Genomic DNA, 12,714 nt, shown 5'->3' with positions numbered 1-12,714 from the left:
GTAAAGGTTTGGGTACAGTTAGTATCATTTTATCCATTGCAGAAATGTCCCATACCAAAAAAATTATAATAAGGAGCGGATGGGTTACCTCCAATGTTACGAGAACGGCAACACCAAATTACAGTAAGGATTAGAGTCATGCAGATCGGGGAATTAACCATTCATGGGAAAAGTCATTCCGTTACGCCGCTAGAGCTGCTGCCAAGTGGTCTTGTATTCCTATGTCCTTGGGAAATACCGATTCATTCTAATGTTATATTGGGTTACGAAATTGATGATAATGTGGATCATATTTTGCTTTCGGGCCGCATTGAATCAAGGGGACTCTTTTACGGACGCCAATTGTATCATACGGAATTCCATACAGACGTCGATAAAAAGACGCGTATCGTGGGTATGTTGAACCGAATGATGTTCGGTCACAACGAGTCGAATAAAATGAGTCTCTATAACTGAAACGTAATTCATGGATAGCCTGCAGCGAACAGGTATTCACGATGAATCATTATCATGGTTTATTGATATTCTACTATATTTATGTTGCTTGGTCATTAGTTCTTTTACCTTAAATCCTTGTGCATGATGAGGGATAGATCTAGAATAACGTTGTTTTTTCCTGCGATTAATGAAACTTCATTATATGATTTCATATGTAGATTTTTATTTAATCTTATAATTGGAGTTGTATATCTAGTTCAATGTAATCATGAAACATCCTCGATACATATTTCTGCGAGTTCCCTTTCTCCTGACCCTTATTCACTACGAATTCAATGTATTTATTGATAAGCGAATGATAAAAAAGCGATATAACAAGACTTTCGCTCACCATACCGATGATGAAGGAGATTCTTTAAGTCGTGATTTAACGTCGACCTATAACGGAACGTGATAAGGTCAACGCAATGGAGGGCATCACTGGATGAAAATGACAAGGAAATGGGTCCTGTGGCTGCTGGCTATGCTTATACTGCTGCCTTCAGCTTATCTTCTGTATACGTATCAATCCATTAAAACGACAGCAAATCGGATTTACGAAGAACGGGAGCCTTCGCCAGTTATTCCAACCTTCGTACAGGATCGGACGACCATTCAGGTCGGAGAAAAGAATATGAAGGACGCTGATCCATTTACTGTTCTGGTTTTGGGCGTAGACCAAAGGCCCTACGATCGTGGGCGATCCGACGTCATGATATTAATGGCAGTAAACCCTGCAAAGGGGTCAGTACTGATTTTTAATATTCCACGTGATACTAGAACTGATATTGTAGGACATGGAACGGTGGATAAAATCAACCATGCCTATGCCTTTGGAGGCGTTGAGATGTCGGTCAGCAGCGTCGAGAATTTTTTGCAATTCCCTATCGATTACTACATTAAAGTGGACATGGAGGGATTCTCCAGCATTGTGGATTCATTGGGTGGAGTCACCGTAAATAACCATATGCGGTTCGAATATGCTGGCTATGACTTTGATCAGGGGAAGCTGAACTTAAACGGTGATGAAGCACTGGCATTCTCGCGTATGCGGTTTGAAGATCCTAAGGGAGACTTAGGTAGAAATGCAAGGCAACGGGAGGTTCTGAAAGGGATCTTAAATAAGTTAATAAGGATTTCGACTGTCTTTAAACTCGAATCCCTTCTGGACAACATTGGAAACAGTGTCAAAACGGATATTTCGTTTGAAGAGATGAAGATGTTTGTAACAGAGTACCGTCAAAAACTAAACAAGCTGGAGCAGGTTGAAATTGCTGGCCACGGTCAAAAAATGAATGGAATTTGGTATTATATCGTCGCTGATCAAGAAAGAGAAAAGATAACGTCTACTTTAAGAGCGTATATGGAATGACTCGTAACACAAAACCCCCTTTTTGAGTAGAGGGGGTTTTGTGTGTGAAGTAGAATAACGAAGCTTTCGGTTATTTTGATTATATTGGAGTGGGGGGACTAAACAGACTATCTTCCAATGATTTGATCAATCGTGGTTTGAAATACGTCCGCTAATCTTGTTAGCGTTTCCAGATTTGGTTCTCTGCGGTCCTTTTCATAATGTGATAAAGAAGCCCGACTGATACCAATAAGCTCGGATAGCTCTTCTTGGGTCCAACCTTTTTGCTCCCGCAATTTTGCAATGCGAGATCCATATGACATCCATACTCACCTCTCTACAAGTTCCATTTAATTTAGAGCAAACATACATAACATAAAACATCTAATATGATACAAAATGTATCCTAAATTCCGTTGATCGTCAATACATATTGTAGCAATTATTAAAAAATTAGAAAAAAATGTATCCTTCTTCATCACTCCGTTTTAAGGATATTTCGGATTCTGTAGTCTCATCGGGAGTTGATTTATTTACGTTTGACAAAGAGTAACAATTTATATAGAATTTTTGTAGTGGATACATTTTGTATCATCCTGTACATAGAATAGAAGCATCAATCCCGGAGAGGAGATGACGGGATGAAAGAAGTGATGATGTATTGCGTCAGTTGCTGTCGGATGCTTCCCATTGCCCAAAGCCACAGCTTGTATAAAACCGGCTTCTATAAGCATAATGTTCCGGCGGGGGTCTGCAAGGAGTGTCAATCGGCTTTGTTGGTGCATCGCAAGTAGACGGCTCCATTAAAAAGCAGTATAGGGGTCATGCATTTCAACAATTTTGTCCTTTGCTCTAGTATTGTATAATTGTGGAGATTGACATGATACAAGGGCAAAGGAGAATAGATTACATGAAGCAGGAACCGCTGGTAAGACTGCTCGGGGTTACGAAGAAAATCTCGTCCAAGGTTTTGGTAGATCATGTGACTTTAGATATCCCACCTGGACAAATCTTCGGGTTTCTTGGGCCGAACGGGGCAGGCAAGACAACGACCATTCGCATGATGGTCGGGCTGATGTCCATCACCCAGGGGGATATTACCATCGGGGGTTACAGCATACGGAAGAATTATGAACAGGCAGCCGCGCAGATTGGGGCGATCGTCGAGAACCCTGAAATGTATAAATTTTTATCTGGATATAACAATCTGAAGCACTTTGCGCGCATGATGCAGGGCATTACCAAGGAGCGAATCGATGAGGTAGTGGAACTTGTCGGGCTCGGGAATCGGATTCATGAGAAAGTGCAGACCTATTCGCTGGGGATGCGCCAACGGCTCGGCGTGGCACAGGCACTACTGCATCGACCGAAGCTTCTGATCCTGGACGAGCCTACGAATGGCTTGGACCCGCAGGGCATTCGGGAGCTGCGTGATTATTTGCGCCGATTGACGCAGGAGGAAGGGACGACCGTATTCGTCTCCAGTCATTTGTTGTCTGAAATGGAGCTGATGTGTGATACCGTTGGCATTATACGTCACGGCAAGCTGATTGATATCCGGCAGCTGCGGACGGCCGAGGGAGAGCGGGTGTTTGAAGAGACGGCTTTTACCGTCAATAACGCGGATGCAGCGGCAGTACTGCTCCAAGAATTCCAAGTGTCAGCCCACGATCACCGAATCATTGTCCGCGGCGACGAGAACATGATTGCGGATATCAACGCGGTATTGGTCGGGGCGGGCATACGCGTGTATGCCATACAGCCGGTGACCCGGTCGCTAGAGGATCAATTTTTGGAAATGACGGGAGGGGGATCCGTTGTTGAATAACTTTACCCGTCTTGTTGCCAATGAGAATATGAAAATTTACTATCGCGTACGGACATGGGTCATGCTGGGGATTCTTCTATTGTTTAATGCGGCCATGCCTACCATGCTGTACTTTACGAATGCGCCGATGGATGTCTGGACCGTATTTACATGGACGGAGAGTTTCACCATCTACCTAAGTACCATATTCACGGTGATCGTCGCGTCGGACATCGTGGCCGGGGAGTTTGCCGGAGGCACCATCAAATTGCTGCTGATTCGGCCGTGGAGCCGAGGGAAGATTCTGTTGTCCAAATTCACCTCCCTGATCCTATTCGGTCTGCTCTGTGCAGGAATCACGGCCGTGGTGGGGATCGCCATGTCGCTGCTCTTGTTCTCCGGCAACACCGGATTATCGGGTGGATTCGAGGGATCGTCGATGAACAACTCCCTGCTTCTCCTGCTGACGGATACGATCCAGGCACTGGTCATCTCGCTGATTGCGTTTATGCTCTCTACGGTATTTCGTTCTGGCGGTCTGGCGATTGGATTATCGCTGCTGGTCCTGTTCACCAAGGATATTTTCGGTTTTATCTTTAATCCGGAGCGGTTTGAATGGGCGAAGTATTTACTCTTTCTCCACACCGACCTGAGCGGCTATATCCAGTCGCCTGTCGGACCGGGGGGAGTAGGATTAGGTTTTTCCATCACGATTCTGGGTGTTTATTGCTTGTTGTTCATGCTCATCTCTTGGTTGGTCTTTACGAAGAGAGACGTGGCAGCCTAATGATAAGAAAAGAGCTCCTTCTGTCCGTGTGAATCACAGGGATGGGAAGGGGCTCTTTCATTATATCGGCTGAAAGAACTGGCCGATCGATATAAAACTGCCGGGTTCGGGTGGTCGCCGTCCATATGCTGGGTTAACCTGCTTCCGAGCGCTGGAGCGGCAGTGTGGTGTCCGTTGACTCCGCAGTTTCTTGACTGGAGGTTTGATGCTCCATTCGGCTAGCTCCATTTAGGAGTCCGCCTTCCATAACGATTAGGGAAGCGGCGTAAACATCCCCATACATTTGCCCGGTAGGCGTAATAGTCAGTTTGTTTTCCGCCGTCACATCGCCGTACACCTTGCCGGCGACGATGACTTCCCGAGCGGAAATATTGGAGCGGGCAATCGCTTCTTCGCCGATGGTGACACAGCCTTGGCTTTCAATGGAGCCGTTAAAGCGGCCGTCAATCCGCAGGTTTTCCTCGCATTGCAGCACGCCCTCAACTTCGCTTCCTGGTCCAATTAGCGTATCCGTTCGCTGGGAAGCCCGTTTGTTCTTGTTTTTCTTTTTCATATTACATTCCTCCTCATCATGAATGGATGGTGTTTACTGCAGATAAGGCAACGGGTCAATCGTCTGGTTGTTTTTGACGACCTGAAAATGAAGATGAGGGCCTGTGCTTCGCCCGGAGGATCCCAGCTTGCCAATGGCTTCACCTTGATCGACATGATCGCCTACCGACACGTCCAGACTGTCCAGATGCATGTACCAGGTCTCCAGACCATTCGGATGTTTGACCACGATATAAAGCCCCCGGGCTCCGCTGCGTTCCGCTGCCGTCACCTCACCGGCACCTGCAGCATAGATGGGATCCCCGGTTTTACCGGCAATATCGATGCCGGCATGATAGGCCGAACGCCCGGTAAAAGGATCGCTCCGATAACCGAAATTCGATGTCAGCCGTTTAGAGGTGGTTGGCCATAGAGAGGGCGTGCCTTCACGTTTCTCTTGGGTCTCCTGGGCTTGATCCAGCGTGCGCGGAATATGACGCTCCATGCGTGAAATCAACTGCTGAATCTCCTCGAAATCATCATGGGTCTCCCTTGCGAGACTTAACATTTCATTCTCATGAACGGCAATGAATTCCCCTCCGACATGCTGCTTATCCTCCGCTGTGATGGAGGAGGTCTGTCCTGACAAGCTGCCGTGCTTCTGAATAAACTGCTGAAGCTCCTGCTCCAGCTGCTGAACGCGCTCCATCTGGACCTTCGTTTGCTCTGCTTCACCCGACAGCTGAATGATAGCTTTGTTTAGGCGTTCTATGGCTTCATCCTTGTCGGTAACTGTCACTTCCATCTTTAAAGCTTCCAGGCTTTTCAGCATCAGCTGCTGCTCCAGTCCCGAGATCGTTTGAGCCGACTGGATTTGCAGGGAAACGATCAGTCCGGCGATGGACAAAATAGCGGCCGCGGGCACCGCTATCATGAGAGGCTTGGACAGATGGATCTGTTTGACTGAATGCTGGGCATCCCGAAGCACCAGCAGGGTTAAGCGTTGTTTACGGTGTGTGGTTTTCATGGCATCTCCCTTCCATACATCGTTTGTGGATCATGGTACCCGCTAGACTTGGCCAGCTCCTTATCTAGTATGTATTCTATTCTTTCGAAGAACATGTCAAAAATTATTAGATAAGAGAACTTATTCAGTATGGTGCGTCATTGGGTAATTGAATAAATACATATGAAATTGGTCAATGATGTAGTGTAGTTATTCGGTTCAAAATACCACTATTCTTCATGGTGAGGAGGCTGCCGGTATGGTGTGGCTTCTGGTTGCACTTATTATTTTTATTTTGCAGATGGTTGCAGTGCTGCTGCTGGAATTTCGGAATCCGTCCAAGGCCGTGGCCTGGCTGTTTATTTTATTTTGCCTCCCATTGATCGGGTTTGTACTCTATTTCTTTGTGGCGAGGGACTATCAGAAGCGGTTGAAGATTCGCAAGCGGGGCTCCAGACTGTTTCAGGAGCTCAGGGGGCACCTCTGGGATCGGGCCGCTGTTGTCCGGCACAAGGAAGGTATGAACAATGCCGGATTTCATCATAATGACCGTTTGTTCAATCTGCTCAATCACTTGTCGGAGAGTCCGATCACGGGGTGTAATCAGAGCCGCGTGTTGACGGACGGGGAAGAGACTTATGCTGCTATGTTGAGCGCTATGGAACAGGCCAAACACCACATCCATGTGGAGTTCTATATCTTTCGTCATGACCGGATCGGCACGAAGTTTCAGGATATCATGATTCGAAAGGCGCAAGAAGGCGTGAAGGTACGCCTGGTTTGTGACGGGCTGGGCAGTTATAAACTTAAGAAAACGTTCATTCAGCGGTTCAAGGAATCGGGAGTGGAGTTCTATTTCTTCCTGCCCGCCATGGTTTCGATGTTCAGCCGCAGAATCAATTACCGGAATCACCGTAAAATCGTCGTGGTGGACGGCATCATCGGTTTTCTTGGCGGGATTAACGTCGGGGACGACTATCTGGGCGAATACCCGAAAATGGGCTACTGGCGCGATACGCATCTGGAAGTAAAGGGAGATGCGGTGTACTTCCTGCAAAATGTGTTTCTGCACGATTGGAAGCTTGCATCCGGAGAACGCATCGCGGATTTCGGGCTGTTCCCGAAGCATCAATGCACGGGGGATGAGCAAGTGCAAATATTGAGCAGCGGACCGGATCTGAACTGGAATGCCATCCAGGAGATGTGCTTCGGGGCGATTTCCGTGGCCAAAGAACGGATATGGATCACAACGCCGTATTTCATTCCCGATGAAGGGATATATGAGGCGCTGAAGACGGCAGCGGTGAGCGGTGTGGATGTACGGATCATTATTCCGGATCGTGCCGATTCCCGTTTTGTGAAAATGGCGAGCTTGTCCTACGTGGAAGAACTGCTGGCAGCGGGAGTTACCTTCTACGAGTATGAAAAAGGGTTCATCCATGCCAAGGTGCTCATTGTGGACGAGCTTCTCGGCTCGGTCGGTACGGCGAATATGGATATGCGGAGTTTCTTCTGTAATTTCGAGCTGACAGCCGTACTGTTTGATCAGGCCCCGATAGAACGGTTGGTTTCGGATTTTAAGGAGGATCTCAAACAGAGCCGACTGATTGACGCGGAGGTATTTCGTCAGCGCGGAAGATGGCAGAGAGCAGCCGAAATTTTATGCAGGATGCTGTCACCCTTATTATAAAAGGAATAACTTACATGAGATGTGGGAATGACGGAAATCCGAGTAAAAAGCAGGATAAACTGCGAAAAGACTATGTCCAGCTTTTGTTTATATGATAGAATATTTATAAGGGTTTCACTTATAAATATAAATTAGCTTAGCTTTCATAAGTTGAACGGGGGAGATTTATGTCAAGTGATGTGAAGATTCTTGCGCCAGTGAAAGCGGAGCAGCAGAAGCCGGAGAATCCCAAGGCAGGCTCAACCACCTTGAAGCTTCTCCGTCGTCTGGTGTTCTTAACTTTCGGTGCGGTACTGATGGCAGTAGGGCTGGAGATCTTTCTGGTACCCAACAAAATTATTGACGGGGGCATTACCGGCGTATCCATTATGGTTTCCCATATCACCAATGTTCCGCTAGGTATATTCCTGACATTGTTCAACCTTCCGTTTTTGTTTATGGGGTATAAACAAATCGGGAAAACCTTTGCATTATCCACGCTGTTCGCCGTAGTGATCATGTCCATTGGAACTTATTTTCTGCATCCCGTCGATCCGATCACTATCGATCCGCTGCTTGCGGCCGTGTTCGGCGGCGTTCTGCTTGGTATCGGGGTTGGTCTTGTTATCCGGTCCGGCGGCTCCTTGGACGGAACGGAAATCGTAGCCATTCTGATCAACAAGAAGACACCGTTCTCCGTCGGCGAAATCGTGATGTTCATTAACGTATTTATTCTTGGCAGCGCAGGATTTATTTTCGGTTGGGATCATGCCATGTACTCGTTGATTGCTTATTACCTGGCGTTTAAACTGATTGACATTACAATCGAAGGCATTGATCAATCCAAATCGGTTTGGATTATCAGTGATAAGCATAAGGAGATCGGTGATGCGTTGACCCAACGTTTGGGACGCGGCGTAACCTATCTGGATGGTGAGGGCGCTTATTCCGGGGACAGCAAGAAGGTTATCTTTGTTGTCATTACCCGTCTGGAAGAAGCGAAACTCAAATCGATCGTGGAAGATTGGGACTCCCAGGCTTTTGTCGCCATCGGGAACATCCATGATGTGAAGGGCGGCCGCTTTAAGAAGAAAGCCATTCACTAATAACCATGAAGTGTTATGTTCCACCCATGTTGAGAGTTAACACGGGTGGAACATTTTTTTGTTTAAGGGGCATCTGCGTGCAGGCGAAGCGCCTTCTTCTCTCGCCCATATTGACGAATGATTCTTGTCATCGCCTGCACTGCCGCGGATTGACCCACGGCCTGGTTCACGGTTCCGGTGAAATAGAGTCCTGATTCGGGGTGATGGAAGGCAAATGCGCCGGATTGCCCCCAGTGACCGATAAGTCCTCGCCCTAGGCCGAATGGAGAGAGCGGCTGTCTTGAAATGCCGATGCCATAGAAAAAGGGTCCAGGTGCCCATAGAAAATTCCATTGCCTCTGGAGCTCATCCAAATCGCTGATCGGAAACAAATCCCCGTTAAAAAAGGAGCGCAGGAACATCATCGTTTCCCTTGCCGTTGAGACAATGCCGCCTTCCGCTCCGATGGACGCCATGTACAAAGGAAGGTCCAAACGCTTTTTCTTAAAATAGAAAGGAACGGTGCTGGTATCCTCGGGATCATCGAAAAAATACGTTTGTGTCAGATTCAGCTTGTCGAAGATGTACTCCTTGAATACGTTCTGAATGGATTCGCCCTTGATATTCTCGATTATTTGTCCAAGCAGCCTGTAGTTGGTGTCGGAATATTGGGCTTTATTTCTTTGGCCAGGTTTGAATTTGGGCTTTAGCCGTCTGGCTGCATCCAATGTTTTGTCCAGACTCCAAGCCTGATCATGCCCGGCAATGAGATCCGAGAAGACGTCCCCGGAAAAATAGTCCGGGATGCCTGACGTATTGGACATTAACTGTTTGACCGTGATTTCTTCGGTGTAATCCCTGTTCTCCATCATATGGAGTCCCGCCATGATCTCTTTTGAAAGGTACCTGCCGATTGGATCATCGAGCCCAATCCGCTGCTCCGCCCGTAATTTCAAAAGTACAGCTGTCACGTACAATTTGGTCACGCTGGCAATGAAATAGCGGTCCTCGGTCTGCATCTCCCCGCCGCTGCTGACAAGGGAAAGGGATTGCATCTGGTCCTCAACGCATAAAACCGTGCTAAACACATTCCTTTTATTAGCGAGCCGAGCCAAGCATTCATCCAGAAGCGACTGCTCCAGGTATCTTCCCATTCTCCATATACCTCCCACAGATTGTTATTTATCGATGCCTTATACAGCTTCACTTCTCCTGCTGTTTCCGCAAACGAGCGGCACGTATGAAATCTTCAGCGGCTTCGTCCATCATATGGATCATCTTGATGTCATCCATACTCTCCGTGAATAAATCATTGGCTAGCATGACACAGAGACCTGTCTGAAAGGTTTGCATTTTCAATAAAATAGATTGCAGCTCCTGATCAGAAAATCCCGAAAGCTCCGGGTCCTGCTTCATCAACACGATAACCTCACGAATTTGTTCCGGGGTATTCTTCATATGGGGATTGTTCTTCATAATCAAATCCCGGTAGAGTACAGGGTATTCCTTGGCGAACCGGAGACTTGCCATGCCGATATCCCGGAACGGCTGCCCGGATTGCTGCTCTGTAATCAATCCTCTGGCCACCTGGAAGGCCTTTTCGACGACCTGTTGAACCAGTTCTTCAGCATCGTTGAAATTGACATAGATCGGCGCGATGGAGCTGCCCAGACGTTCAGCTACTTTACGAATCGTAATGGACTCGATTCCATCGGTCTTGGCAATGTCAAATGCGGCTAGCACGATATCTTGTTTGGTGAACTTCGTTTTCGGTGCCATGGCTGTCTGCAACTCCTTGGATTAATTATATGTAGAACAATCGATATATATCACATGATATATATTAATTATAAAGCGGAATTGGACCAAGTTCAACATATTATGATGAAGCGTTGCTGGAGGTTAATTTGAAAATCCAGTAAAACCCACTTATAATAAGAACATATGTTTGTTAAAATAATAATAGTTCAAAATACAGTAATAATACAGGATCAGAGGGGAGGAAGAGGAGTGGCTCGTACGTTATATGAACGGGTAACGACCAAACAGACTTTAAACAGAGTAAAGGAAGAGAGGATGCCCTTCGATTGGTCCATTAATCCGTACCGCGGATGCGGGCATGGATGCAGCTTTTGCTATGCCCGCGCTTTTCAATCCTTTATCGGTATGGGGGCGGAAGATGAGTTTCAGCATCATATCTTTATGAAGTCGAATGCAGCCGAAGCGCTGGAGAAGCAGTTATCGAGTGCGGCGAGGAAGTTTGATCATGATATTGAAGCGATGCGCAGATCGATTGGACAGGTTACGATCGGAACGGCAACCGATCCGTATCAGCCGATCGAGGGCAAGGAGGGGATTACGCGGGAGTGCCTGAAGCTGCTCGCTAAATACCGCATCTCCACGAGCATTACAACGCGTTCTCCGCTCGTGCTCAGGGATTTGGACATATTGACCCGGATGGAGAATGTGTCCGTTAACATCAGTCTCAACACGCTGAATGGGGACATCATCCGGAAGCTGGAGCCGGCATCGCCTCATCCGGAGGGCAGGCTCGATACGATCCACCGATTATCGGCTGCAGGCATACGAACGGGCTTGTTTGTGGCGCCTGTGCTGCCCTTTTTGACGGATAAGGAGTCGGAACTGAGGGATCTTTTGTCGCAGGCGAAGGTGAGGGGTGTTTCTTTTGCGATGATCTCGTTACTGAGACTGTCGCGTGACGTGAAGAAATGGTATATCGAAACACTTAAACACCAGTTTCCCGAAGTGGTACAGCCTTACCGCGAGTTATATGGACAGGGCGCATATGCCGAAGAGCATTACGTACGTTCCTTCAAATCGATGGCGGCCAGGCTGCTGAACGAATATGAGCTGAATGGACTGACCACGGGGGCATCTACTGCCATAGTGAGTGAATCCGGGACGATTGCAAGCGGGACTTCTCAAGAGAACGAGACGCAGGAAGGCGCTCGCGATCATCTTCGTTCAGTCCGGGACCTGGCTGCTCCTGCACAGCCAAGGAAGCTGCCTCAACCGGCAGCGCCAGTCTCCGGCAAGGAGCTTATGCCGGATATTGAGCAGTTATCCTTTCCTTTTTGACGATCCCTTTCCTTGGGGCTTCAGATGTCGGATGACGTTCTCTATCGGTTGGGGAGGCAGGCTCTGAAGCAGGTCGCCCTTCTCTTTTAGCCGTTCTTCAATGTTCAGCAGATGAAATTCCGTGGGAGAAACATCCTGACGGACCTCGTCCCAAGTGAGCGGTGTGGAGACGGTCCCAAGCCGCCGGGCCCGCGGGGTATATGGAGCAGCGAGTGTCCTTCCGCTGTAATGCTGAAGATAATCGAAGTAGATCTTATCGCCGCGATTTTTTTTAAGCCGTTCGATGGTGAACAGCTTAGGGAACTTCTCGGTTACATATTGCCCCACGAATTGGCCGACCGTACGAAGTTCATCGAACGTAATGCCTTCCGGAATCGGAACGATGATCTGCACCCCGGTAGCGCCTGAGGTTTTTGGGACGGAGGACAGGCCCAAGGAGCTCAGCACGTCCCCTACAATCGCGGTCGCTTCCATGATCCGTGGCTCCTCCGGCAGCGTAGGATCCAGATCAATCATCCATTCGCAGGGCAGAGTGCTGCCTGCCAGATGCAGGGAAGGGTGAAACTCAAGCGCAGCCAGATTCCCCAGCCAGAGCAGCTCCGGCAGTCCGTTCAACAGCACGTAGTTAATATTTTCGTGGACATAGGTCTGAACAAAAGGCGGCAGCGGCTCCGGCGCATTTTTCTGATAGAAGGATTCGCCTTCGGCCCCGTGCGGATACCGGATGGTCGTGAGCAGCCTTCCCCGGCAGTATCGGAGCAGGAACGGGGAGATGGCCGCAAGCTTTTGCAGATACATCGCTTTGGTAATGCCGACTTCAGGCCATAGTGGTTTGTCGGGATTCGTAATTTGAATCTCCTGTCCCTCGATCGTCAGGGTGCCTTTGACGGTACGAGCCATAT

12 protein-coding genes and 1 pseudogene are annotated in these 12,714 nt (G+C 48.1%); 7 read left to right on the top strand and 6 right to left on the bottom strand.

What is annotated here, in order from left to right; translation table 11 throughout:
* Positions 1-93: 93 nt before the first annotated feature.
* The gene (locus tag OHJ21_RS19675) at positions 94-456 is read left to right on the top strand and encodes a hypothetical protein (protein WP_100539141.1); all 363 of its coding nucleotides are present in this window, start codon (positions 94-96) and stop codon (positions 454-456) included.
* Between the two features lie 466 nt (positions 457-922).
* Positions 923-1,849, top strand: a complete 927-nt coding sequence (locus tag OHJ21_RS19670) for an LCP family glycopolymer transferase (protein ID WP_326119965.1) — start codon at positions 923-925, stop codon at positions 1,847-1,849.
* A 110-nt stretch (positions 1,850-1,959) separates the two neighbouring features.
* Here the strand turns inward: OHJ21_RS19670 and OHJ21_RS19665 are convergent.
* Positions 1,960-2,151 (bottom strand): annotated as a pseudogene (locus OHJ21_RS19665) (helix-turn-helix domain-containing protein); the annotation flags it as partial.
* A gap of 587 nt (positions 2,152-2,738) precedes the next feature.
* Between OHJ21_RS19665 and OHJ21_RS19660 the strand changes: the two are divergent.
* Positions 2,739-3,656 carry an ABC transporter ATP-binding protein gene (locus OHJ21_RS19660; RefSeq protein ID WP_326114186.1) on the top strand — a complete coding sequence of 306 codons (918 nt, stop codon included), beginning with the start codon at positions 2,739-2,741 and terminating at the stop codon, positions 3,654-3,656.
* Complete coding sequence (locus OHJ21_RS19655) at positions 3,649-4,422, top strand: ABC transporter permease (RefSeq protein ID WP_394054131.1); 774 nt, start codon at positions 3,649-3,651, stop codon at positions 4,420-4,422. The genes OHJ21_RS19660 and OHJ21_RS19655 overlap by 8 nt, the downstream gene beginning before the upstream one ends.
* A 133-nt stretch (positions 4,423-4,555) precedes the next feature.
* Here OHJ21_RS19655 and OHJ21_RS19650 read toward each other — a convergent pair whose 3' ends face one another.
* Together OHJ21_RS19650 and OHJ21_RS19645 are read right to left on the bottom strand one after the other, a co-directional pair.
* Entirely contained in the window at positions 4,556-4,975 is a 420-nt protein-coding gene (locus tag OHJ21_RS19650; protein ID WP_326114188.1) for a bactofilin family protein, read from the bottom strand.
* Positions 4,976-5,008: 33 nt separating this feature from the next.
* Positions 5,009-5,980 (bottom strand): M23 family metallopeptidase, encoded by a 972-nt coding sequence (locus tag OHJ21_RS19645; protein ID WP_394054132.1) that lies wholly within the window; start codon positions 5,978-5,980, stop codon positions 5,009-5,011.
* A gap of 238 nt (positions 5,981-6,218) precedes the next feature.
* Here OHJ21_RS19645 and cls point away from each other — a divergent pair, with 238 nt between their 5' ends.
* The gene (gene cls / locus OHJ21_RS19640) at positions 6,219-7,649 is read left to right on the top strand and encodes a cardiolipin synthase (protein ID WP_394054133.1); all 1,431 of its coding nucleotides are present in this window, start codon (positions 6,219-6,221) and stop codon (positions 7,647-7,649) included.
* A gap of 167 nt (positions 7,650-7,816) precedes the next feature.
* The gene (locus tag OHJ21_RS19635; protein ID WP_100539133.1) at positions 7,817-8,734 is read left to right on the top strand and encodes a YitT family protein; all 918 of its coding nucleotides are present in this window, start codon (positions 7,817-7,819) and stop codon (positions 8,732-8,734) included.
* Between the two features lie 62 nt (positions 8,735-8,796).
* Here the strand turns inward: OHJ21_RS19635 and OHJ21_RS19630 are convergent, their stop codons facing one another.
* Both OHJ21_RS19630 and OHJ21_RS19625 read right to left on the bottom strand, forming a co-directional pair.
* Positions 8,797-9,867, bottom strand: a complete 1,071-nt coding sequence (locus OHJ21_RS19630) for a serine hydrolase domain-containing protein (RefSeq protein ID WP_394054134.1) — start codon at positions 9,865-9,867, stop codon at positions 8,797-8,799.
* Positions 9,868-9,916: 49 nt separating this feature from the next.
* Positions 9,917-10,492: a TetR/AcrR family transcriptional regulator gene (locus tag OHJ21_RS19625; RefSeq protein ID WP_100539131.1), complete on the bottom strand. Its 576-nt coding sequence runs from the start codon at positions 10,490-10,492 to the stop codon at positions 9,917-9,919.
* A gap of 231 nt (positions 10,493-10,723) precedes the next feature.
* On the opposite strand from OHJ21_RS19625, the gene OHJ21_RS19620 reads away from it, so the two are divergent.
* Positions 10,724-11,812, top strand: coding sequence for an SPL family radical SAM protein (locus OHJ21_RS19620; RefSeq protein WP_100539130.1), 1,089 nt, complete (start codon positions 10,724-10,726; stop codon positions 11,810-11,812).
* On the opposite strand, the gene ligD is transcribed toward OHJ21_RS19620, so the two are convergent.
* The gene (gene ligD / locus OHJ21_RS19615; protein WP_326114194.1) at positions 11,795-12,712 is read right to left on the bottom strand and encodes a non-homologous end-joining DNA ligase; all 918 of its coding nucleotides are present in this window, start codon (positions 12,710-12,712) and stop codon (positions 11,795-11,797) included. The two genes, OHJ21_RS19620 and ligD, sit on opposite strands and share 18 nt — an antisense overlap.
* Between the last annotated feature and the right edge of the window lie 2 nt (positions 12,713-12,714).

The organism is Virgibacillus sp. LDC1, from assembly GCF_025792345.1.
GTDB lineage: Bacteria > Bacillota > Bacilli > Paenibacillales > Paenibacillaceae > Paenibacillus_AQ > Paenibacillus_AQ lautus.
Note: the sequence above shows the minus strand (reverse complement) of the source record. Positions and strands in the feature narration are given on the sequence as shown.